The organism is Leifsonia sp. A12D58 (assembly GCF_047530025.1).
GTDB lineage: Bacteria > Actinomycetota > Actinomycetes > Actinomycetales > Microbacteriaceae > Cryobacterium.
The window spans coordinates 499,514-521,686 of the sequence record NZ_JBLJAT010000003.1 but is presented as its reverse complement, the minus strand read 5'-3'; the positions used below and the strand labels follow the sequence as shown (position 1 = coordinate 521,686).

Below are 22,173 nucleotides of genomic sequence, written 5' to 3'. Positions count from 1 at the left end.
TGTTTCGGCGGCTATAGCGAGAGGGAAACGCCCGGTTACATTCCGAACCCGGAAGCTAAGACTCTCAGCGCCGATGGTACTGCAGGGGAGACCCTGTGGGAGAGTAGGACACCGCCGGACTTAACTTGAAACACCAGGAAAGCCACCTTCACGGGTGGCTTTCCTGCGTTAACACGCTCATGCGTACACGCGCTCGACAGAGCGCACCAACAATTCAATAGTGCCGCTTTGGTGGCACAGCAATGATTGTTCGAAATGACTTGACGACCACACGTGTGTGGTTGATCACCAGATGTTTCGGCGGCCATAGCGAGAGGGAAACGCCCGGTTACATTCCGAACCCGGAAGCTAAGACTCTCAGCGCCGATGGTACTGCAGGGGAGACCCTGTGGGAGAGTAGGACACCGCCGGACTCAACTTGAAACACCAGGAAAGCCATCCCTTCGGGGGTGGCTTTCCTGCGTTAACGGCGCAGCGCGTGTGTGCGTGAACTGTATGAACCCATCCCGGGGCGACCGGGGTGGGTTTTTGCGTTTAACCCGCGGCAGGTAGTGGAGTCCTTGGGGCTTTGGGGGCTTGGGGCTCAGGGGGGCTTGGGTCGTGGGGCTTCTTGCTTGCGGGGTCCGCCTGCGTGGCGAGTGCGGTTCCTCAGCTCAAACAATGGGCTGTTGGGGCAGACCCTCCGCAGGCTCCGGGCCCACCCCAACACCCCATAACTCGACACCCCACCGCACCCACCACTCCGGCTCTGCCGTCTGTGCCGTCCCAGACGAGCTTCGCTCCGCCTCTGCCTCTGTCACGGGTAGGTCACGTGCATAACTCCTGCTGGTTGGGCTGAATGGGCGCTGGCGTAGGTCAGATCGAGGTTCGGTGAGAAGAATGCAGGGGTTATGCAATTCGTAGTTGTGGGGCAGCACGTGCATAACTCCTGCTGGTTGGGCTGATTGGGCGCTGTGCGAGGGCGTGTTGGGGATTTGTCGAGCAGATTGCAGGAGTTATGCAGCCAGACGCGGCGGCGAGGGTCGTTACGCCGCCCTCGCCCATATCTGCGCCTGCGCCTGCTCGGGTGGCTGTGGCTGTGGCTGTGGCTCAAGGCTCAAGGCTCAAGGCTCAAGGCTTCAAGGCTCAAGGCTCAAGGCTCAGTGCTCAGGGGCCAGGGCTCAGAGGCTAGGGGCCAGTGTTCAGGGCTCAGAGGCTAGGGGCCAGTGTTCAGGGCTCAGAGCACGCCTGCTCGAGCTGGCTGGGGGCTGGCCCGGCGGCTGGGCTCCCGGAGCGGCGGCTAGCGGGTGGGGAAATCGTGCGGCTGGCCGGTCAGGACCGGACGTAACCGGTTGAGCTGGTTTTGCTCCAGTACCAGGGCTCTGTACTCGCGTTCGCGGCGGATCGCATGCACGCCGGCCAGGAAAAGCTCGGGGTGTACCTGCGGCAGCGGCGAGACGTACGGCGTAGCCTCGGCGGCGAGCTCCTGCGCGATTCGAGCACGGCTGGTCGGCGTGAGTTTGGCTGCTTGATCGAGAAACTGCGAGATGCGGCGCGAGAGAGCGTCGGGCAGCTTGGCGACATCCGCTGTCTGAGACCAGGCGGTGAGCTCGATGGGGAGGCTGTGCACCACGGTGGGGATCCGCGGTACCCGTTCGTGCTGGCTATAGGTGCCGGCCAGCATGTCGCCGAGGCGCTTGGACTTGCTGTTCAGCAGCCCGGCCACTGCGGCGAGACCGCCGAAGGTCATGTAGATCTCGATTACACCGACGAGCGCACGAATGAAGGAGTGCCGCAGCCCGATGGCGCCGCCGTCGTCACGCACGATGCGCGCACCGACTGCCAGCTTGCCAAGGGAGCGGCCGCCGGTCGCGGTCTCGACGAGGGTCGGAACGACGAGGATCGCGATGACGAGCCCGGCGACGGAGAGCGCCTGCGCGAATGACTCGTCGATTGACTCGGCGAACAACCAGCCGACGATGAGGACCATCAGCAGATAGAGGCCGATGTAGGCGAACCAGTCGATGATGGTCCCTGCCGCACGAAGGATGACGCTCGCCGGCCGCACATCGAGCGCAACGGCCTCACCCGTCACGAGTTCGTACTCTCCGGGGACATCATCGTCGTGCACTGACACCTGCAGGTGGTCTGCCATGTCTACTATTGAACCAGATGGACCTCGACGCATACACGGCGGCGCATCGCGCCGAATGGGACCGCCTCGCCGAACTCGGCCAACGGCGGCGTTTGTCGGGCGCAGAGGCCGATGAGCTGATCGAGCTCTACCAGTCGGGAGCCACGCAGCTCTCGGCGATCAAGACCACCGCCGGCTCCACAGTGCAGGGGGACCGCCTCTCCGTTGCGCTCTCGCGTGCGCGCCTCAGGTTCACGGGGGCCAGCGCGAACCTGCTGGCGCAGATTCCACGATTCTTCCTGTTGCAGTTGCCGGCCGCGCTGTACAGACTGCGCTGGATCACGCTCGCGGTTGCTGTCGTAACCGTGGTTGTCGCCTGGCTCTACGCATCCTGGGCCCTCAACAATCCGCAGGTGCTCGCCAACTTCGGCTCGGATGCCGACCTGCAGCAGCTTGCCGACAAGGACTTCGTTGACTACTACTCGAGCAACCCGGCAGCGTCGTTTGCTGGACAGGTTTGGACGAACAACGCCTGGATAGCTGCGCAGTGCATCGCGTTCGGCATCCTCGGTGTCTATGTGCCGTACATCGTGCTGCAGAATGCGCAGAATGTGGGGGTATCGGCCGCCGTGATGTTCGCCTACGACAAGGGCGATGTGTTCTTCCTCTATATCCTTCCGCACGGGCTGCTCGAGCTCACGGCGATCTTCGTGGCAGCGGCCGGCGGATTGCGGATCTTCTGGGCGTGGATCGCGCCAGGGGCCAGGACCAGGGGGCAGGCACTCGCTGAAGACGGCCGCGCCCTGTTCACCGTGGCGATCGGGCTGGTCTTCGTGCTGCTGGTCTCGGGAATCATCGAAGGATTCGTCACGCCGGCACCGTGGCCATGGCCCGTGAAGATCGGCATCGGGGCGGCCGCACTGCTGGCATTCCTTGCCTACATGCTGATTCTCGGCCGAAAGGCGTACAGAGCCGGCGAGACCGGCGACATGGGCGAGTTCGAATCTGGCGCACGTCGGATCATCGCCGGCTAAGCGCCGACTGTGTTCTTGTGGGTGTGGGTTAGCGGAAGTTCACGAACTGCAGGGCAACATCGAGGTCTTTGCCCTTGAGCAGGGCCATGGTGGCCTGCAGGTCGTCGCGGCTCTTGGAGCTGACACGCAGTTCATCGCCCTGGATCTGGCTTTTGACGCTCTTGGGAGCCTCATCGCGGATGATCTTGTTGATCTTCTTCGCGTTCTCCTGGTCGATGCCGGCCTTCAGCGTCGACTCGATGCGGTATTCCTTACCTGAGGGGTACGGGTCGCCAGCGTCGATGCTGCGCAGCGAGATGCCGCGCTTGATGAGCTTGGCTTCGTACACCTCGAGGATCGCCTTCACGCGTTCCTCGCTGGTGGCCTTCATAAGGACCTTGTCACCGCTCTGCTCAATCGATGCGCCGACGTTCTTGAAGTCGTAGCGCTGAGCGACCTCTTTCTGAGCCTGGTGGAGTGCGTTGTCAGCCTCCATCTGGTCGACCTTGCTGACGATGTCGAACGTTGAATCTGCCATACCTGCCATGTTACCGAGTACGCCGGAATGCGGGCGATCCGCCGCCCATGATGATCCGCTTCTCATAGAAACGATCATCTTCTGATGCGTTTTCTAATAGAGGGATGGGCTGGCGGTGCTCGACCGCACGATCAGCTCGAATGGCATTGGGGTATTCAGGCCTGATTGGTCGTGCTGGCCGGGGTGCAACTGATCCATCAGGATCTCGACGGCCTTCTCGCCCTGTCCCTGCGGGAACTGCGCGATGGTACTCAGGCCGAAGAAATCGGCGAGGTCGTGATCGTCGACGCCGATGACCGACACATCGCGAGGGACGACCATGCCAAGATCACGAGCGGCCAGGATGCAGCCGATTGCCATCTCGTCTGAGGCCGCGAAGATCGCTGTCGGACGGTTGTGCGGGGTGCCGAGCAGCTGTTTCGCAGCCTGGTAGCCACCGCGGATGGTGAAGTCCGCTGGCTGGAACAGCTCGGCAGCCATGGCGATCCCCGCCGCATCCAACGCAGCCTCATAGCCGTACCGACGGCTTGTCGGAAGGTGGAAGTCGAGGTCGTAGTCCTTATTGCCACCGATGTGGGCAATGCGGGTGTGGCCGAGGGCCAGCAGGTGCTCTGTGGCCAGCCGGGCGACGGCGACGTCGTCGACGGTCAGCGTGCGCACGCCCTCAATGGGGCCGCCGACACCGACGAGTGGCTTGTCGAGCGCGTGCAGTCTGGCCACCTCGCTCTCGGTCAGTTCAAGCGAGATGGCGATGACGGCATCCACTCGCTGACGAAGCAGGAAGTGCTCGAACACACTGCGTCGCTCGCCACCACCGCCGGTGAGGTTGTAGAGCGTGAGGTCGTATCCGTTGCGCAGCAGCGACTTCTGGGCTCCCTCGACGACGCTGGAGAAGAACCAGCGGTTGAGGAACGGCACGACGACACCGATGTTCTTCATGCGACCGGATGCCAGGCTCGAGGCGTTCGAGGAGACGACATAACCGAGGTCGCCTGCAGCGGTTTCGACCTTGAGCTTCGTCGCTGGCGAGACGTGTCCGTTGCCGCTCAGGGCGCGCGAAACAGTTGCGGTGGAGACGCCCGCTCGACGGGCGACCTCATCGATGCCGACCATTAAGACCTCGTTGTGCGGTGGGTGGGTGTGTCTGATCTTATCGAGGGCTCGGCGGTTTTCGGACTCCGGGGCCTTCGCGACAGGGATGTGGGAAGCCCGATCGGTTGCCGCCTCGTGTTTTTGGCCGAGAATTCACCGATTCGACACGACTTTTATGCCAATTCTGCGCCGGAGGCGTTCTCAATTTCTCGTAGGGCCGAGTCATGAGTATTCTTGGTACGCGCCTTCGGTCACGTGTTCTACATATGGTCGGGTGTGCACTGGCGAGTTACCCAAGCGGCCAAAGGGATCTGACTGTAAATCAGACTGCTCAGCATTCGGGGGTTCGAATCCCTCACTCGCCACAGACAAAAACCCCGGATCATAACGATTCCGGGGTTTTGTCGTTTAACTCCACATGCGGATGTCGCGCAGGCGGATGCCGTAGCCGCAGGCGGGTGCCGCCAGGGTTGAGTTGGGCGGTGGCCGCAATCTGGGCGCGCGTTATACCGTGTGGCGCGCAGATTTGCGCGCGCCGAGAGGAATTTCGCGCGCCCAGCCCGAGCGGAGAGCTCCGGCCCGCCGTACCGTGCGCGGCGGCGGTAGCGTGGAGGCATGACCACTCCAACGCCACAGGAACTGCTCACGCTCGCCACCACGATCGCACTGGAGGCCGGCGAGCTCGCCCGTACCCGACGCGCAGAGGGCGTCCAGGTCGCCGCCTCTAAGTCGGCACCTGAAGACATCGTGACGCACGCTGACCGTGAGACCGAGGCGCTCATCCGTCGCCTGATCGCTGAGGCTCGGCCGGATGACGGCTTCTATGGCGAGGAGTCGGATGCAACCTCAGGCAGCTCAGGACTGACCTGGATCGTCGATCCGATCGATGGCACAGTCAACTTTCTCTATGGCATCCCCGACTATGCGGTGAGTATTGCCGTTGTGCAGGGTGAAGCTGACCCCGTGACCTGGACGGCACTGGCCGGCGTGGTCTTCAACCCGGCCAGCGGTGACCTCTTCACCGCGGCGGCGGGCGGGGGAGCGTTCCTCGGTGAGCGGAAGCTCGCGGTCAACAGCGGCGTACCACTCAACCTCGCACTGTTCGGCACCGGTTTCTCGTACACGGCAGCCAGGCGTAAGCGTCAGGCGCAGGTGGTCCACGGGCTCATCGGTGAGGTGCGCGACATCCGCCGCATCGGCTCAGCGGCCCTTGATCTGTGCAACGTCGCTGCCGGTCGACTCGACCTCTATTACGAGCGTGGATTGAACCCGTGGGATCACGCAGCCGGCGCGCTGATTGCAGAGGAGGCCGGAGCCCACGTGGGCGGGTTCGGAAGCGAGAAGGCGACCTGGAGTCTGACGATTGCCGCCGCACCCGATCTGTACGACACAGCAGAACCGCTGCTCGCAGAACTTTTTTCAGAATTTATGGCGGACGACGAGAGATAGTGAAGAAAACAGGCACTATCGCCCACCCTGCCAATGCCTGACTGGGCACAGGGTCGTAAAGGTGAACTGTCGGCGAATTTTGTAAGCTGCAATCCGCCCCCTTTTATGGGGGCAAACGCGTGTGTTTCCTTTGTGCTCTCGCGATGCGCGGGTTAGCCTTTTACCAATTCGTTATTTTGGCGTCGGCCAGGATGAGCACCTTCTACCCGTCACTCTTCACGAGAGCACTCACCTTTTGTCACGTCACTCTTCTGCTCCAGACGCCCCCGCGTCCGGTGCAAGCGAACCTGCCATGCAGGTTCCTGTGGTGACGACGGCGACTGCCGATTCGGCACAGCCGCTGACCCGCCGTGAGATCCGTGAACGTGAGCGTCTCGCTCAGCTGAGCGCCCCTGTGGCCGCGGTCGAGGTTGCTGCTGAGGTTGTTGAAGCACCCGTCGAGGACGAGCCCACGGCCGCACCTGCCGCACCTGTTGCTACGGCCACTGTTGCCGCTGTTACGCCTGTTACGCCTGTTGCTCCTGTTGTCGAGGTGCCGGCCGCTGTAGCGCCGATTGACCTGATTTCACCGGCTACGGCCTTGGCGGCCGACCTGCCGACTGTTACCGTGCAGACGGTGGTCATCCCCGTCGTGCACCCCTCTGATGGAGCCGACGGCGTTGACACAGACGGCGTACCCACCACTACGACGTCAACCGAGATTCCGCTGCTGTTCGCCACATCACGACGCGAACAGCGTGAGCAGGCAAGCGCCAAGGCATCGACACCCAAAGTTCGGCTGACCGCCGGTGCGTTCAAGCGGTCTGATGCCAAGGCATCCGCTCATACCTCGCACACGATTTCCGATGCCGAACGTCCCACCCCCGACTGGCGCCCGAGCACGTCGGCCGACAACGCAGCGCGCTCGCGCCGTACGGCCCCTGCTGCGATCACTTCGGGTGCCCCGACGGGCAGGATGCGCAAGTTCGCCGCAAAGGGCGTCACAATCGCCGCTATGGGCTTTGTCGCCCTGATGGCCGTCTCAACGTCACTTCCAGCCGAGGCCCTGCTGTCGTCAGCAGATGTGCAGGCGGCTGCGCTCTCGGCCAAGAAGTCCTCAAATACCGAAGAGACCCAGAGCCTCACCTTCAACGCTGCGGGCTTGACGGCCGACGGCATCTCGGTGGAGCGCGACGGGTTCGACTCCAAGAGCATCGCTGAAGTAGCGGCTGCCAGTGGTATCCGCCTGGAAGCGTCGTTTACGAACAACCCGAACGGCACCGTCCAGTGGCCGTTCTCGGTCGGCGTGCACATCGGTGACGAGTTCGGCCACCGCGACTGCGCCGGCTGCTCATCGAACCACCAGGGCCAGGACTTCAACCCCGGCCTCGGAGCCCCGATCCAGTCGATCGCAGACGGCGTCGTCAGCTATACCGAAGACGGCGACTCCAGCCTCGGCGTGCACATCATGGTTGATCACGTCATCAACGGCGAGATCGTGACCAGCGTCTATGCACACATGATCCACGGCTCGATCCGTTACAAGGTCGGCGACCTGATCAAGGTCGGCGACATCGTCGGACTCACCGGAACCACGGGCATGTCAACTGGCCCACACCTTCACTTTGAGATTCGTCTCGGTGGCCGCAACGGCGTTCACGTCGACCCGCTTGCCTGGCTGTACGCCAACACGAACTAGGCTCCCGCCGCGCGCTATCCGGTTAGTTTCTGGCGCGTGTCGTAGTGGGGCGCGCTGCCCCTACGGACGCTGTGTGCCGCTTAACGCACTGCAAGCCGTGGCCCAGCCCCGAAGGGACTGAGGCACGGCTCGCAGCGACGGGCCAGGTCGTGAGTTACCGGACTATGCGGCCAGCCACACGGTGGTGTCACCCGGAAGAACGCGGCCATCAAGCGGCTCGCTGCTCAACAGGATGTCGCCGCCCGGCAGATCGACAGGCTCGGTACCGGTGTTCGCAATGACGATCACGTCGCCGTTGCGGAACGCAGCGACATCCGCTCCGTAGCCGTCAAGCCATTCCACGGCGCCGAGCGCCAGGTTGTGCTCGCGACGAAGCTTGAGCGCGAGCGTGTAGAGCTCGAGCGTCGAGTTCGGATCACCGATCTGAACGTCGCGAGCAAGGTCTGCCCACTCCGTCGGCTGCGGCAACCAGCTCTGCTCTGAGGGTCCGAATCCGTACGAGGGGCTGTTCGCCTCCCACGGAATCGGCACGCGGCATCCGTCACGGCCGTAGCGCTCGTGGTTGGTGCGGAACCAGGTCGGGTCCTGGCGGGCATCATCCGGCAGATCGATGACCTCGGGCAGGCCGAGCTCCTCGCCCTGGTACAGGTAGCTGGAGCCGGGAAGTGCGAGCATCAGGCTGGTCGCTGCACGTGCACGGCGGAGTCCGACGACCGGGTCAGGCAGGCCGGGCGTCTTCGGTCCGATGCCATGGCCCTGCAGGTTCTCTGCGGTGAGTGCCAGGCGCGAGGCGTGGCGCACGACGTCGTGGTTGGAGAGCACCCAGGTGCTGGGAGCGCCAACTGCACCAAACGCCTCAAGAGACGCATCGATCACCGAGTGAAGCGCGGCTGCGTTCCACGGGGTCTCGAGATAGGCGAAGTTGAACGCCTGGTGCATCTCGTCGGGACGAACCCACTTGGCGACCTGCGACAGCGGGTCAACCCACGCCTCGGCGGCCAGGATGCGATCGCCAGGGTACGTGTTGAGCAGCTCGCGCCAGTCGCGGTAGATGTCGTGCACGCCGTCCTGCGCCCAGTAAGGAGCGGGAGCTGGCGGTTCGGTGCTGATCGCGGGTTCGAGGGTTGCGCTACCGCCGCCCATGCTGCCGCCTTCGACTGGCGGGAAGTAGTCGGGCAGGCCGGCGGCCTTGATCATGCCGTGTGCAACATCGACGCGGAAACCGTCAACGCCGCGGTCAAGCCAGAAGCTCAGGATGTCGCGGAACTGCTCGCGCACCCAGGGGTTGTCCCAGTCGAGGTCGGGCTGAGTCGTGTCGAACAGGTGCAGGTACCACTGACCGGGGGTGCCATCGGCTTCGGTCACGCGGGTCCATGCGCCGCCACCGAACACCGATTCCCAGTTGTTCGGGGGCAGCTCGCCGTTGTCGCCCTTACCCTCGCGGAACATATAGCGGCCACGCTCTTCGCTCCCCGGACCGGCAGCGAGTGCGGCCTGGAACCACGGGTGTTCGCTCGAGGTGTGGTTGGGCACGAGGTCGACGATGACGCGGATGCCGAGGTCATGTGCCTGGGTCAGCATCACGTCGAAGTCGGCGAGTGTGCCGAACAACGGATCGATGTCGCAGTAGTCGGCCACGTCGTATCCCGCATCACGCTGGGGCGATGTGTAGAACGGCGACAGCCAAATGGCGTCGATACCCAGCTGCTCCAACGCGGGGAGCCTGCTGGTGATGCCGGCAAGGTCGCCCATGCCGTCGCCATTGGCGTCCGCAAATGAGCGCGGATAGATCTGATAAATAACGGCGGTTCTCCACCACTCTGTGTTGCCTGTCATAGGCGATACATTACGGCATATCCAAATATATGGAAGCGTTTGCACGCTGGCCTGATCGAGGAATCATCACGAACCGATCTCGAAGCAGAACCATTGAGTTGTCAAGACGACGCTGAGAAGCTATACATGTAATCGCTTGCATTTTTGTCAGCAATCACTACGAAAGGCAACACCAATGACGGTGAAAAAGAAAGGCCTGCTTGCTGCTGGTGCAGTAGCGGTCGTCGCCTCCCTGGCCCTGGCCGGATGTTCTTCAGGAGACACAGGAGCGGGAGACTCGTCTTCCGCCACCAGCACTTTGACGGTCTGGCTCGATTCCGAGCGCGTAGATGCGCTGAAGGATGCGGCTGCGGCGTACGAAGACAAGACCGGCGTCGAGGTCAAGCTCGTGTCCAAGGACAACGCGAAAATCAAGGATGACTTCATCCAGCAGGTGCCGACCGGCAAGGGTCCCGACATCACGATGGGTGCACACGACTGGCTCGGAGAGCTCGTCACGAACGGCGTCGTCTCGCCGATCGAGCTCGGTGACAAGGCTGCAGACTTCCTGCCTGTCGCGCTCAACGCAGCGACATACGACGGCAAGGTCTACCAGCTTCCATACGCTGTCGAAAACCTGGCACTCCTGCGCAACGCAGACCTCGCTCCCACGGCGCCCAGCAGCTTCGACGACATGATTGCGGAGGGCACCGCAGCAGGTGTTCAGTACCCGTTCGTCGTCGAGCAGGGCGCTGACGGCAACCCGTACCACCTCTACCCGTTCCAGACCGGATTCGGTGCACCCGTCTTCGGAACCGACGCACAGGGCGGCTACGACGCCACGAACCTTGAGCTCGGCAATGCCGGCGGCGAGGCATACGCCACGTGGCTCGGTAGCCAGGGCAAGACCGGAACCGGCGTTCTCAACACCGAGATCACTGGCGATATCGCCAAGGAAGCGTTCACCACTGGCAAGGCAGCCTTCTGGCTGACCGGTCCGTGGAACGTGGGAGCAGCAACCGACGCCGGCATCAACGTCGCCGTCGATGCAGTCCCAAGCCCCGGCACCGAGACGGCCCAGCCGTTCGCCGGTGTGAAGGGCTTCTTCATCAGTGAGCAGAGCAAGAACAAGGTTGCAGCAACCGACTTCCTGGTCAACTACATCGCTACCGAAGACGTGCAGCTCTCGCTGTTCAAGTCTGGCAACGTGCTTCCTGCGCTCACCGCAGCAGCGGAGACCGCTTCAGAAGACCCGATCGTCGCCGGATTCGCTGCCGCAGGCGCGAACGCAGTGCCGATGCCGGCCATCCCGGCAATGGGCCAGGTCTGGCAGTACTGGGGCATCGCAGAGGCCGCAATCATCAATGGTGCTGACCCCGTCACCACCTGGCAGAAGCTGACCGCCGATGTGCAGGGCGCAATCGGCTAATAGCTTCATCTGAGCCCTCGGGTTGTCGCTGATAGCGGCGACCCGAGGGCTTTACCCTCAGCACGACCATTGGATTCGGAAAGTACTAAAAATGAGCACCACCATCGAAGAGGATGCTGTCGCCACCGGCGCGCAGAAACCACCGACCAAACGTCAGCTCCAGGCAAAGAATTTTGCCGAGTCTGCATCGGTCGGTGTGAAGACGCTGTTGGTCAAGATCGTGTCGCTCGGCATCGTCGATGCCATCGCGGTCTACGCGTTGTTCATCCTCTTCGCCCAGGCGGAGTGGCTCATCTTCACGATAGTTCTCGTCGTGACGGCGCTCGTGAACTGGATTTACTTCTCGAAGCGCAAACTGCCGGCCAAGTACCTGACGCCAGGCGTGATCTTCCTCATGATCTTCCAGATCTTCGTCATCGGTTACACCGCATACATCGGCTTCACCAACTACAGCACCGGGCACAACGCCGACAAAGACCAGGCTGTTTCGGCTCTGATGAGCTCGGCTCTCGAGCGCGTGCCTGACTCCCCGACCTATGGTGTCACCGTGCTTGACCAGGGCGGCGAGCTCAACCTGCTGGTCACCGACCCGGATGGCGTCGCAAGCGTCGGCAACGCTGATACACCGCTCAGCACGGTGGATGACGCCACGTTCGACGGCGCCAAGGCTGTCGGCCTCGACGGCTACACCACCCTCAACTTCGCGTCAGTACTGCAGCGCACCGACGAGATCACGTCGATGTCCGTGCCGTATTCCGATGACCCGAATGACGGAGCGCTCCGCACGCCGGATGGCAGCAGCGCCTACCTCTTCAAGTCAAGCCTTGAGTACGACTCGGTGGCACAGACCATGACGGATATCGAAACCGGCGTCGTTTACACCGACACCGGTGAGGGTGCATTCACCGCGCAAGACGGCCAGCAGCTGCTTCCCGGTTGGAAGATCAACGTGGGTCTCGACAACTTCGCCCGCGCGTTCACCGAGGAAAGCATCCGTGGACCGCTGATCAGCGTGACGATCTGGACATTCGTGTTCGCGATCATCTCGGTGGCCACCACCTTCCTCCTTGGCCTGTTCCTGGCCATCGTGTTCAACGACAAGCGGATGCGCGGACGCAAGTGGTATCGCGTCGCGATGGTCATGCCGTACGCGTTCCCCGCGTTCCTTTCTGCGCTTGTCTGGGCCGGCATGCTCAGCGAGAGCTTCGGTTTCATCAACCAGGTGCTGCTCGGTGGGGCATCGATTCCGTGGCTGACTGATCCGGTTCTTGCCAAGGTGAGCATCCTGGTGGTCAACCTGTGGCTCGGCTTCCCGTACATGTTCCTGGTGTGCACCGGTGCGCTGCAGTCGATCCCCGAAGAGCTTGAAGAGGCGGCAACCGTCGATGGGGCCAAGCCGTGGGCTGTCTTCCGTCTGATCAAGCTGCCGCTGCTGCTCGTGACCGTCGCGCCGCTGCTGATCGCCTCGTTCGCGTTCAACTTCAACAACTTCAACCTGATCTACATGCTCACGGGTGGCGGGCCGCGTGACCCCGCGGCCAGCGTAAACGTCGGCGCGACAGACATCCTGATCTCGATGGTCTACAAGGTGGCCTTCACCGGACAGACCCGTGACTACGGGCTGGCCAGCGCCTTCTCGATCATAATCTTCATCCTGGTGGCCATCATCTCGATCATCAGTTTCAAGCGCACCAAGGCCCTGGAGGAGTTGAACTAATGTCCGTAGTCACCACACAGTCCGGAGAGATCATCTCCACCAAGCGACCGTTCAACCTCGGACGCTGGTTCCGGGCAACCGGATGGCGCCACGGTATCGGCCTCGTCATGGTTGTCTTCTCGCTCTTTCCGCTGCTCTACGTGGTCTCGGCGTCGCTGAACCCGACGGGCACGCTGACCGGCTCGAACTCCCTGTTCTCGAAGATCGGCTTTGACGCGTACGCTCGGCTGCTGAACAACCCCGACCAGCCTTTCGCTGCCTGGTTCGGCAACACTCTCATCATCGCGAGCATCACCTCACTCGCCACCGTTTTCCTCGGTGCGCTTGCCGCATATGCCTTCTCGCGTATGCGTTTCACGGGGCGCCGCACTGGCCTGCTCACGATCGTGCTTGTTCAGATGTTCCCGCAGTTGCTCGCCGTCGTCGCCATCTTCCTGCTGATGAGCACCATCAGCGACATCTTCCCGGCAATCGGGCTGAACACCCACATCGGCCTGATCATGGTCTACCTCGGTGGGGCCCTCGGCGTGAACACCTACCTGATGTACGGCTTCTTCAACACGGTGCCCGCCTCGATCGATGAGGCCGCCAAGATCGATGGTGCCGGCCACGCGCGGATCTTCTTCACGATGATCCTGCGCCTTGTTGGTCCGATCCTCTCGGTCGTCGGCCTGCTCTCGTTTATCTCGGTGACCAACGAGTTCGTGGTGGCGAGCGTGCTGCTTGTCGATCCGGAGAAACAGACTCTTGCCGTCGGTCTCTACAAACTGGTGTCGAACCCGAACTATGCCGATTGGAGTGCATTCTCCGCCGGCGCCGTGCTCGCAGCACTGCCGGTGGTGATCCTGTTCATGTTCTTGCAGAAGTACATCGTGGGCGGCTTGACCGCCGGCGCCGTCAAGTAAGTTCGAGGCATGATGCTGCTCCCGCACCACGACGGATCCCCGCTCTACGTGTCGACCTCGTCGCCGAATATCGGTGACGAGGTGCGGGTGCGGGTACGCGTGCCCGCCTCGTTTGGCGAGGTGGCTGCCGTTCACGCCAGGTCGAATCCGAATAGGGAACCGCGTTTTGCGCCGGCATCCGTCGTCCGCGCTGACACCGGCTCCAACGGCTGGGACTGGTGGGAAGCTGTCGTTGAGGTGGAGAATCCGGTGCACGGCTACCGATTCCACTTGGCAATGGCCGACGGGCGCCAGTTCTGGCTGAATGCGTCTGGACTGCACGACGTCGAGACACTCGACTCCGAAGACTTCAAGCTGGTAGCGCATCCGGCAGCCCCTGACTGGGCGGCATCGAGCGTGATGTACCAGATCTTCCCCGACAGGTTCGGACGTTCTGCGGCTGCCGACGAACGGGAGGTGCCGGACTGGGCGATCCCCGCTGCCTGGGAGGACGAGGTCGACCAGCTTCCGCCCGGCCGCTCCACGCAGTTTTACGGGGGAGACCTCGACGGGGTGATCGAACACCTCGATCACCTGGAACGCCTCGGTGTCACCCTGATCTACCTGACTCCGGTTTTTCCTGCTGGATCAAACCATCGTTACGACGCGTCGAGTTTCGACGAGGTCGACCCGCTACTCGGCGGTGACGAGGCGCTCGTTCGCCTGGTGGAAGCTGCCCATGCTCGCGGATTCAAGATCATCGGCGACCTCACGTCGAACCACTCGGGCGATCGCCACGAGTGGTTCGTCGCAGCTCTCGGTAACCCGGATGCCGCCGAAAGCGAGTTCTATTACTGGCGGGATGCCGAGCACACGACCTACGAGTCCTGGCTGGGCGTGCCCAGCCTGCCGAAGTTCAACTGGAATTCAGCAGAGCTGCGGGAGCGCTTCGTCGAAGGCCCTGGCTCGGTCGTCGCGCGCTGGCTCAAGCCGCCGTACAGCCTGGACGGCTGGCGCATCGATGTGGCGAACATGACCGGCAGGCTCGGGTCTGAAGACCTGAACTCCGAGGTACGCCAGACGATCCGCCGCACCATGCTTGACATCAACCCGGATACCATCCTGCTGGGGGAGTCGACCAACGACGCCTCAATCGATTTTCAGGGCGATGCGTGGCACGGTGCCATGACGTACGCGAACTTCACGCGGCCGCTCTGGAGCTGGCTGTCTGAGCCAGGCAGCCAGGCCGGCGGTGGCATCGGCTTCGCTGCCAACCAGGTTCCGACATTCACCGGCAAGCAGTTCTTCGACGCACACACTCGGTTCTCTGCTGGCTTCCCGTGGCGCACGCGGCTGGCCACCATGAACGCACTCGACACCCACGACACTCCGCGATTTCGCACGAGTGCCATCGATGGGGCGATTCCGGTCGCCCTCGGATTGTCGGTCACGCTGCCCGGCATCCCCGTGGTGTTCGCCGGCGACGAGTTCGGCCTGATTGGAGTCGACGGTGAGCACTCCCGTACCCCGATTCCGTGGGAGTCGGCATCCGCTCCCGAAACGGAGCAGGTGATCGAGCTATACAGCGATCTGATCGGCCTGCGGCGCAGTCAGCCAGCGTTGAACGGTGGCGGCATGCGCTGGCTTCATGTCGGCGATGACCTGCTCGTCTTCGTGCGTGAGGCGCCGGAGGCATCGGTACTGGTGGCTGCGGCCCGCGCGGGGGCAGAAGCGACGCTACCGATGGCCGCAGTGGCCGGAATTGAGGCAGCGACACGAGAATTTGGAAGCGGGGAGATAGCAATTTCGGGCGACAACTTCCGCGTAATTACGGGCGATACGTCGTTTACGGCGTGGGTTCTGCCCGGGGTTGCGGCACTCTAGGGCGCCTCGTGTACGCAACCGCCCCGGAGGGGTGATAATCTATATCGGTTGCCAAAAGCGGCATGTTTCTTCTCGTAAGAAGCTCGCCCCCTTAGCTCATTGGTAGAGCACTTCCTTGGTAAGGAAGAGGTAGTGGGTCCGATTCCCACAGGGGGCTCAGGCTTGGTCGTAGTAGTCTGCGAACAGGTTTCGGCGGGGTAGCTCAGGTGGTTAGAGCACACGGCTCATAATCGTGGTGTCGCGGGTTCAAGTCCCGCTCCCGCTACACATAAAGGCTCTTTGATTGGGTATTTTCCTGATCACGGGGCCTTTCTCTTTGCCCCGATGCCACCCAGCTTCGCCTGGGCTCGAGATCGGCGCAACGCTCCGATCGGAGCCCCGTTCTCGTCCGGCGAGGGAGCTGATGCCACTCCTCGATGCTCGTGCATAAGCAGCCGCGTGCATAACTCCTGCAATTTGGCTTCGGCGCTGATCCAGGGCGCGGAAGCATCAGACGGCCACTGAGCCGTGCGCGGTTTTTGCAGGAGTTATGCACCAGTGCGGAACAGTGAGGCGCACTTGAGTCCTCACGGCATACCCCGTAGGGTATAAATACCACCCGGGTATCGAGGAGTCAACCGTTTATGAGAATGTCGAGCCTGTTCACCGAGCTGCGACTCTGGGCGCCTCGCCGTTGGACGATTGCCGCCGGTGTTGCCATGGCCGCCTATGTTGCGCTGGCGCTCGTGTCTGGCGCTGTTGTCGCCGTGAGCGGATCTCTCGTCGCACCAGGGCCCTGGTGGGCCTATGCGCTGCCGGGGGCAGGGGCAGCAGTCATGGGGTTGGTCGTCGCCAGCTACTTCGACGCTCCGATCGGTGCGGCCGACGCTGTGTGATCTGCGCTGGCCCGCCCTTGGTTTCATCGCCATCTATCTCTCGACTGATTTGCACAGCGTAGTCCCGATGCTCACGGGGGTCGTTCGCCCCGTGGTCGCCCTCTCTGCGATCGCGCTGCTCGTGTGGGCGCTGGCGGAGCGCCTTGAGGCGGAGCGGGTGGCCCAGGCGAACGACGGCGATGGCGAGGTGTGCACGACCTGTCGCCCGCTCTTTCCCCTTGCGCGGGGCTGAACTCCACATACCCCTCGGGTCTCGCCATGCTGGCCGGCGGTCGGTTCGGCTGGCCGATGGCCAGAAACTAGTCGTGCGTGTGCTCGATCAGGAAGTCTGAACCGGGGTACACGATAGTTTCGTGGCCGTCTTCGAACTTCACCAGGTAAGGCGGGTTGCCGTCGTCGCCACGCACCTCCAGAATCGTGCCGTGTCGGTCGGGAGTCTCGACAGTCTTGCCTCGAATGATGATTCGGTCGCCTGTGTGAGCCTGCATGTGAATACCTCCGTGTCGGCCACGCTACGCCGCGGGCATAATGCTGCACAGTGGGATGACCGCATCTCACGTTGCGCCCTTCCCGAACGTCTTCAATACAGAACGCCTCTCTTTGGTGGATCGTGTAGCTGAAATTCGAGGCTGACTTCGAGAGAATGGGAACGACAGGATGGAACGCGTGATGAGCGACTCAAGCGGTGACTCTTCCAGCAGCGACGCTGAAACGAGCAATGTCGACATCCGCCACCGGATCATCGATTCGCCCGTGGGGGAGCTGACCCTGGTCGGCGCTGGTGACGCGCTGTCTGCCGTGTACTTCGCCGAGCACAAGAGGCGACCAGAGGCCACGACGTGGGGAACCAGAGACGACTCGGCGTTCGAGGGGGCGGTCACCCAGCTCGGCGAATATTTCGCCGGAACCCGGACGGATTTTGACCTGCACCTCGCGCCGACCGGCGACGCGTTCCAGCAGAAGGTCTGGGCTCAACTGCGAGAGATTCCCTATGGCCAGACCCGCTCATACGGCCAGCTTGCCGTCCTGCTCGGCGACAAGAACCTGTCTCGCGCGGTCGGCGCAGCCAACGGCAAGAACCCGATCAGCATCATCGTGCCGTGCCACCGCGTTGTCGGAGCAGACGGCAACCTCGTCGGGTATGCGGGCGGGCTCGACCGCAAGCGGTTTTTGCTCGCGCTTGAGGAGCCAGCGGATGCCGCATTGGGACGATTGTTTTGACATCCACCCACACGATTGTGGCGCTCGATCACGGGACTTGGGCACGCGATCTCACGAATACGCACTCCAGCGCGTCTGCTTAGTGTGACCATGAAACCGTTCGAGCAGGTTGTCGCCGACCACGGCGCTACAGTGCTGCGCGTCTGCCGCGCGGTGCTCGGGACAGTCGATGCGGATGACGCCTGGTCGGAGACATTTTTGGCTGCGTTGCGTGCGTACCCGGCGCTCGAGCCCGGCGCGAACGTCGAAGCCTGGCTCGTGACGATTGCACACCGCAAGGCGATTGACGTGATCAGGGCCAGGGGGCGAGCTCCAATCCCGGTCGAACAACTGCCTGATCGAGAATCGACCGTCGGGGTGCCAGGCCAGAGCGACACCGAGCTGTGGGCCGCACTCGGGATGCTTCCGACCAAGCAGCGACAGGCCGTCGCCTATCACTACGTCATCGGCCTGCCGCACCGGGAGGTCGCCGAGATCCTCGGCGGAACGACCGATGCCGCGCGTCGCGCCGCGGCAGACGGCATCAAGTCGCTCAGGCTGCGCCTGGCTGCAGCGGCGCTCGAACCCACGGCGCTCACTTCTGCGGCGCCAACGCTGACGGCGCTCACCTCGAGAGTGAAGGGAAGCATCCGATGAACACCCACACCGACCCAGAGGTCTCGGCGCTGCTCGCTCCACTGCGCACCGTTGCTGACCCGGATCTCGCGCGCCTGCAGGCCGCGCTCGGGATCGCCGCAGCCGAACGTGGCGACCTTGATGTCGCCTACCGCACGCTCGACACGCCCGTCGGCCTGATGCTGCTGGCCGCGACCGAGCAGGGCGTCGTACGCATTGCCTTCGAGCGAGAAAACCACGACGCGGTTCTCGAGCTGCTCGGGGCAAAAGTGAGCCCGCGGATCCTGCGGGCACCGGCCAGGCTCGACCCGGTTGCTCGCGAGCTCGACGAGTATTTTGCCGGCATCCGTCACCGCTTTGACGTGCCACTGGATCTCAGGATGATTTCGGGTTTTCGCCGCAGTGTCGTCGAGCACCTTGCCGAGATCGAATACGGGCACACCGAGAGCTACGCACAGGTGGCGCTCGCCGCTGGCAGCCCCAGGGCGGTGCGCGCTGTCGGCACTGCCTGCGCGAAGAACCCGCTTCCGCTGGTGATGCCGTGCCATCGCGTGGTGCGCTCCGATGGCTCGTATGGCAACTACGCCGGCGGTCCTGACGCCAAGCACACATTGCTTACTCTTGAGGCAGCAACCAGATGACCGAAGGGATTCGCCGGTGAGTGAGATGGAGACTGTGGCTGCCGCAGCGACCGCTGCAATGATTGCCAGCGTGCGCGGCGACGACGGGTTGGTCAGGCCGATGTGGGCGGCGACGGATCCGCTGATGCGCGAGTACTACGACACCGAGTGGGGCATGCCGGTACGCGACGAGCACGGCATGTTCGAGCGGCTCAGCCTGGAAGCATTCCAGTCAGGACTCTCGTGGGCGACCATCCTGAAGAAGCGCCCGGCATTCCGTGCCGCTTTCGATAACTTCGACCCCGACCTGATCGCCGAGTACACGGACGCCGACTACGAGCGACTGATGGCGGATGCCGGCATCGTGCGCAACCGGCTGAAGGTACTCGCCACAATCACGAATGCACGGGCGACGAGAGCGCTGCGGGATGAGGGCGGGCTCGTTGATTTCGTCTGGTCATTCAGGCCGAGCGAAACGCCGAAGCCACGATCGCACGCCGAGGTGCCCACGCAGTCAGTCGAATCCCTTGCGCTGTCGAAAGCGCTGAAGAAGAAGGGCTTCGTGTTCGTCGGCCCGACAACGATGTACGCACTGATGGAAGCAACGGGCATCGTTGACACGCACCTGCTCGACAGCCATCGGCGCGGCTCGTCGGGCGTCTGGTGAGCGCGGTATCTCCGCTGTCGTCGGCAGCAGTGCCACAGCTCGAGTGCTCGGTGCCCGGGATGCCTTCACCTCAGGGGCCTGGTGCCGCGAAGGGCGCTCGGCAATTTGACAGCGAAGGATGCTAACGCTCGAGCAGCAGCGTGGGCGCCCTTCCGTGCGTACGAACTTTTCCGCCTGTGGTCGTCTGAAGCAGCCGGAATTTGACATGATCAGCCATTCTGAACGGCATTCGACACGCCCGGGTTGCAGCGGCTTTCCCTTATCGGCCCGTTTGGGGGGTAAGCTCTTTGGCCGGAGATAGTCTCCGAGAATAAGAACAGAGAAGAGTCGCTGTGAATCTCCTGCTGATCATTGTTGCAATCGTTGCTGTCCTGCTCCTCATCACGGGTGGCTTGGTGCAGTCGTTGCAGTTCCTGCTGTGGGTCGGGCTCGTCCTCGTCGTCATTGCAGTCATCGCGTTCTTGCTGCGTTCAATTTCCGGCAAGAAAAGCGTCTAGACGCTAAAGCGCCGCTCCATTCGGGAGCGTGCGAACGAGGGCCGCGTGAGTATCACGCGGCCCTCTGTCGTTCTCGCCAGCTGAACGGTGACCAGCCCGCCGCGCCGTCAGCGTCGCAGGACCTCCGCTGCAATGACGAGGTCTTCCCACGACATTCCAGAGCTGGAGAACACGCGAGGACGTGTCTGATCGACGGGCGTCTCACCGGTGATGATGGCCCGGAGCGGAATGAACGCGTCGGCCGTCACTACCCCCTCGCCAAGGGGGATCAGCAGATCTCCCGCCTCCCGCATCGCAACGGCAATGTCTTCGACGACAAGCTGCGACCGGGAGATCAGTGCAGAGGGGAGCTCGCGCGCATCGACCTCATGGGAGCCGACGGCAATGATGCAGCAGCCGTCTGGAACCAGGTCGCCGTCGAAGAGCGGAGTTCTGGCCGTCGTTGCACATACGACGAGCTGGGCATCCCGCACGTCTGCCGCGGTGCCGACGCTCGCAGGCAGCCCGCTCGCGCTCACCCTGGATGCCAGTTGTGCAGCCCTGTCCTGGTTGCGCGCCACGATGGTGACGGTGCGGATCGTCCTGATCGCCCGCATCGCCTCGATGTGACCCCATGCCTGTGGGCCGGATCCAAACACCACGAGATGGTCGACCTGGGCGGGGGCCAGCAGGTCGGCGGCTGCCGCGGAGACCGCTGGTGTACGCAGGGTGGTCAGTGCGGTGCCGTCGAGCAGTGCGACCGGGCTGAGCGTCGCGGCGTCCATTAAGAGGTAGAGGCCCTGGATGCGTTCCTTACCGACGGCGGGATTGTCGGGGGCGACGGTAGCGACCTTGACGCCGACGAAGTCCGCTGATTGCGACGGCATCAGGAGTAGCTGCCCGGCAGTGACGTCGAGAATGCCGCGGTCGAAGTCGGCGGAGGGATCAAGCCCGGCGCGCAACTCGCGCTGGATTGCGCGAATCGCATCCTCGAAGCTCACGCGCGCGAAGACTTCATCCGCGCAGATGAAGGGCAGGGGAGGGGTGTGGGTCACAGCAGGAATCCAGTCGTCAAGGGGTCGTTGTCCGCCAGTATGAATGTGTGCTCGCCCGTGGGGTATGCCATCCCCGCGACGTGCGGGATCACCGCTCCCCTGGCGTCGCCGGAGATCGGCTCGACCCAGCCGCGGAAACGTGTGTCGACGATCGAGTCGTGCGTGAGTACCTGCCCCGGAGCGAGTCGACCGGAATCGGCAAGCAGGGCAAGCCGCGTTGCCGTGCCGGAGCCGCAGGGTGAGCGGTCGATCCGACCGTCGGCGAACACCGTGACGTTGCGCTGGTGCGGGCCATCCGGGGTGTCGCCGAGGTCGTCGAAGATGATGGTGCCGTAGACCCCGTTCAGGCGGTCGTCGTCTGAATGGCGCGCGAGTTCGCTGTCGTTGAGTGCCCACTTGATCTCGCGTCCGATGGCCAGCAGGTCGTCGTAGTGCTCTGGCGTCACCTCCAGCCCGAGAGCGGATGCCGGCACACAGGCGTAGAGGGCGCCACCGAATCCGAGGTCGACGTTGACGTCGCCGCGCGAGGACTGCACCTGCACGTGCCGGGCGACCGGGTATGACGCGACGTTCTCGAAAACCACTGCCGTCACGACCCCGGCCACCTGGCGCACGTGCGCGACAACTCGGCCAGACGGAACATCGATGGTGACCGGTGTGACGCCATCCGGATTCGCCTCGACGCGGCCGCTCTGCACTGCCCACACGCCCAGGGCGATCGTGCCGTGGCCGCAGGCGGTCGAGAAGCCGTCGTTGTGCCAGAACAACACACCGAAATCGGCGCCACTGTCGTCTGGCGGTGTGATGAAGCCGCCATACATGTCGGCATGCCCCCGGGGCTCTCGGCACAGGAGCTGCCTGATCTCATCGATCTCTGCGGAACCCTGCGCAAAAACCCGCCGTTGAGCGACGGTTTTTCCGTCGATCTCGGGCAATCCGTCCACTACTATTCGAAATGGCTCACCGGCCGTGTGGTAATCGACGGTGCGAACAGTCTTTGTAATATGGCACATATCAGGATGCTAGCGACCC

The 22,173-nt window shown here is 63.1% G+C and carries 20 protein-coding genes, 3 tRNA genes and 2 rRNA genes; 18 read left to right on the top strand and 7 right to left on the bottom strand.

Going from position 1 to position 22,173, the window contains the following annotated elements; genetic code table 11:
• Nucleotides 1-3 precede the first annotated feature (3 nt).
• Both rrf (ACMT3I_RS10770) and rrf (ACMT3I_RS10765) read left to right on the top strand, forming a co-directional pair.
• A 5S ribosomal RNA gene (gene rrf / locus ACMT3I_RS10770) occupies nucleotides 4-120 on the top strand.
• 176 nt (nucleotides 121-296) lie between these two features.
• Nucleotides 297-413, top strand: a 5S ribosomal RNA gene (gene rrf, locus ACMT3I_RS10765).
• 866 nt (nucleotides 414-1,279) lie between these two features.
• Here the strand turns inward: rrf (ACMT3I_RS10765) and ACMT3I_RS10760 are convergent.
• A complete protein-coding gene (locus ACMT3I_RS10760; RefSeq protein WP_414804483.1) occupies nucleotides 1,280-2,134 on the bottom strand; it encodes an RDD family protein in 855 nt (284 codons plus the stop codon).
• Between the two features lie 17 nt (nucleotides 2,135-2,151).
• On the opposite strand from ACMT3I_RS10760, the gene ACMT3I_RS10755 reads away from it, so the two are divergent.
• Complete coding sequence (locus ACMT3I_RS10755; protein WP_414804482.1) at nucleotides 2,152-3,147, top strand: stage II sporulation protein M; 996 nt, start codon at nucleotides 2,152-2,154, stop codon at nucleotides 3,145-3,147.
• Between the two features lie 28 nt (nucleotides 3,148-3,175).
• Here ACMT3I_RS10755 and ACMT3I_RS10750 read toward each other — a convergent pair whose 3' ends face one another.
• Complete coding sequence (locus ACMT3I_RS10750) at nucleotides 3,176-3,664, bottom strand: YajQ family cyclic di-GMP-binding protein (protein ID WP_414804481.1); 489 nt, start codon at nucleotides 3,662-3,664, stop codon at nucleotides 3,176-3,178.
• A 93-nt stretch (nucleotides 3,665-3,757) separates the two neighbouring features.
• Nucleotides 3,758-4,777: a LacI family DNA-binding transcriptional regulator gene (locus ACMT3I_RS10745; protein ID WP_414804480.1), complete on the bottom strand. Its 1,020-nt coding sequence runs from the start codon at nucleotides 4,775-4,777 to the stop codon at nucleotides 3,758-3,760.
• A 262-nt stretch (nucleotides 4,778-5,039) separates the two neighbouring features.
• On the opposite strand from ACMT3I_RS10745, the gene ACMT3I_RS10740 reads away from it, so the two are divergent.
• The 3 genes from ACMT3I_RS10740 to ACMT3I_RS10730 all read left to right on the top strand — a co-directional run bounded on the left by ACMT3I_RS10740 (nucleotide 5,040) and on the right by ACMT3I_RS10730 (nucleotide 7,883).
• Nucleotides 5,040-5,121: transfer RNA gene (locus tag ACMT3I_RS10740), tRNA-Tyr, on the top strand.
• A gap of 250 nt (nucleotides 5,122-5,371) precedes the next feature.
• A complete protein-coding gene (locus tag ACMT3I_RS10735) occupies nucleotides 5,372-6,205 on the top strand; it encodes an inositol monophosphatase family protein (protein WP_414804479.1) in 834 nt (277 codons plus the stop codon).
• Between the two features lie 292 nt (nucleotides 6,206-6,497).
• Nucleotides 6,498-7,883, top strand: coding sequence for a M23 family metallopeptidase (locus ACMT3I_RS10730; RefSeq protein ID WP_414804478.1), 1,386 nt, complete (start codon nucleotides 6,498-6,500; stop codon nucleotides 7,881-7,883).
• Between the two features lie 162 nt (nucleotides 7,884-8,045).
• Here the strand turns inward: ACMT3I_RS10730 and ACMT3I_RS10725 are convergent, their stop codons facing one another.
• Nucleotides 8,046-9,719: a glycoside hydrolase family 13 protein gene (locus ACMT3I_RS10725; protein WP_414804477.1), complete on the bottom strand. Its 1,674-nt coding sequence runs from the start codon at nucleotides 9,717-9,719 to the stop codon at nucleotides 8,046-8,048.
• 175 nt (nucleotides 9,720-9,894) lie between these two features.
• Between ACMT3I_RS10725 and ACMT3I_RS10720 the strand changes: the two genes are divergently transcribed.
• The 7 genes from ACMT3I_RS10720 to ACMT3I_RS10690 all read left to right on the top strand — a co-directional run bounded on the left by ACMT3I_RS10720 (nucleotide 9,895) and on the right by ACMT3I_RS10690 (nucleotide 16,487).
• Complete coding sequence (locus ACMT3I_RS10720; RefSeq protein ID WP_414804476.1) at nucleotides 9,895-11,127, top strand: extracellular solute-binding protein; 1,233 nt, start codon at nucleotides 9,895-9,897, stop codon at nucleotides 11,125-11,127.
• A 91-nt stretch (nucleotides 11,128-11,218) separates the two neighbouring features.
• A complete protein-coding gene (locus tag ACMT3I_RS10715) occupies nucleotides 11,219-12,844 on the top strand; it encodes an ABC transporter permease subunit (protein WP_414804475.1) in 1,626 nt (541 codons plus the stop codon).
• Nucleotides 12,844-13,749, top strand: a complete 906-nt coding sequence (locus tag ACMT3I_RS10710) for a sugar ABC transporter permease (protein ID WP_414804474.1) — start codon at nucleotides 12,844-12,846, stop codon at nucleotides 13,747-13,749. The genes ACMT3I_RS10715 and ACMT3I_RS10710 overlap by 1 nt, the downstream gene beginning before the upstream one ends.
• A gap of 9 nt (nucleotides 13,750-13,758) precedes the next feature.
• Complete coding sequence (locus ACMT3I_RS10705; RefSeq protein ID WP_414804473.1) at nucleotides 13,759-15,612, top strand: glycoside hydrolase family 13 protein; 1,854 nt, start codon at nucleotides 13,759-13,761, stop codon at nucleotides 15,610-15,612.
• An 85-nt stretch (nucleotides 15,613-15,697) separates the two neighbouring features.
• Nucleotides 15,698-15,769 (top strand) — tRNA-Thr (locus tag ACMT3I_RS10700).
• Between the two features lie 34 nt (nucleotides 15,770-15,803).
• A tRNA-Met gene (locus ACMT3I_RS10695) sits at nucleotides 15,804-15,877 on the top strand.
• 358 nt (nucleotides 15,878-16,235) lie between these two features.
• Nucleotides 16,236-16,487 (top strand): hypothetical protein, encoded by a 252-nt coding sequence (locus tag ACMT3I_RS10690; protein ID WP_414804472.1) that lies wholly within the window; start codon nucleotides 16,236-16,238, stop codon nucleotides 16,485-16,487.
• Nucleotides 16,488-16,786: 299 nt separating this feature from the next.
• Here the strand turns inward: ACMT3I_RS10690 and ACMT3I_RS10685 are convergent, their stop codons facing one another.
• Nucleotides 16,787-16,975, bottom strand: coding sequence for a DUF1918 domain-containing protein (locus ACMT3I_RS10685; RefSeq protein ID WP_414804471.1), 189 nt, complete (start codon nucleotides 16,973-16,975; stop codon nucleotides 16,787-16,789).
• Nucleotides 16,976-17,156: 181 nt separating this feature from the next.
• Between ACMT3I_RS10685 and ACMT3I_RS10680 the strand changes: the two genes are divergently transcribed.
• The 5 genes from ACMT3I_RS10680 to ACMT3I_RS10660 all read left to right on the top strand — a co-directional run bounded on the left by ACMT3I_RS10680 (nucleotide 17,157) and on the right by ACMT3I_RS10660 (nucleotide 20,107).
• The gene (locus tag ACMT3I_RS10680; RefSeq protein ID WP_414804470.1) at nucleotides 17,157-17,708 is read left to right on the top strand and encodes a methylated-DNA--[protein]-cysteine S-methyltransferase; all 552 of its coding nucleotides are present in this window, start codon (nucleotides 17,157-17,159) and stop codon (nucleotides 17,706-17,708) included.
• Nucleotides 17,709-17,798: 90 nt separating this feature from the next.
• Entirely contained in the window at nucleotides 17,799-18,344 is a 546-nt protein-coding gene (locus ACMT3I_RS10675; RefSeq protein ID WP_414804469.1) for an RNA polymerase sigma factor, read from the top strand.
• Nucleotides 18,341-18,964: a methylated-DNA--[protein]-cysteine S-methyltransferase gene (locus tag ACMT3I_RS10670; protein WP_414804468.1), complete on the top strand. Its 624-nt coding sequence runs from the start codon at nucleotides 18,341-18,343 to the stop codon at nucleotides 18,962-18,964. Before ACMT3I_RS10675 ends, ACMT3I_RS10670 begins: the two co-directional genes overlap by 4 nt.
• A gap of 25 nt (nucleotides 18,965-18,989) precedes the next feature.
• Nucleotides 18,990-19,610 (top strand): DNA-3-methyladenine glycosylase I, encoded by a 621-nt coding sequence (locus tag ACMT3I_RS10665; RefSeq protein ID WP_414804495.1) that lies wholly within the window; start codon nucleotides 18,990-18,992, stop codon nucleotides 19,608-19,610.
• Nucleotides 19,611-19,942: 332 nt separating this feature from the next.
• A complete protein-coding gene (locus ACMT3I_RS10660; RefSeq protein WP_414804467.1) occupies nucleotides 19,943-20,107 on the top strand; it encodes a hypothetical protein in 165 nt (54 codons plus the stop codon).
• A 107-nt stretch (nucleotides 20,108-20,214) separates the two neighbouring features.
• Here the strand turns inward: ACMT3I_RS10660 and ACMT3I_RS10655 are convergent, their stop codons facing one another.
• Both ACMT3I_RS10655 and ACMT3I_RS10650 read right to left on the bottom strand, forming a co-directional pair.
• Nucleotides 20,215-21,141 carry an ornithine cyclodeaminase family protein gene (locus ACMT3I_RS10655; protein ID WP_414804466.1) on the bottom strand — a complete coding sequence of 309 codons (927 nt, stop codon included), beginning with the start codon at nucleotides 21,139-21,141 and terminating at the stop codon, nucleotides 20,215-20,217.
• Nucleotides 21,138-22,154, bottom strand: a complete 1,017-nt coding sequence (locus ACMT3I_RS10650) for a proline racemase family protein (RefSeq protein WP_414804465.1) — start codon at nucleotides 22,152-22,154, stop codon at nucleotides 21,138-21,140. The genes ACMT3I_RS10655 and ACMT3I_RS10650 overlap by 4 nt, the downstream gene beginning before the upstream one ends.
• Nucleotides 22,155-22,173 lie beyond the last annotated feature (19 nt).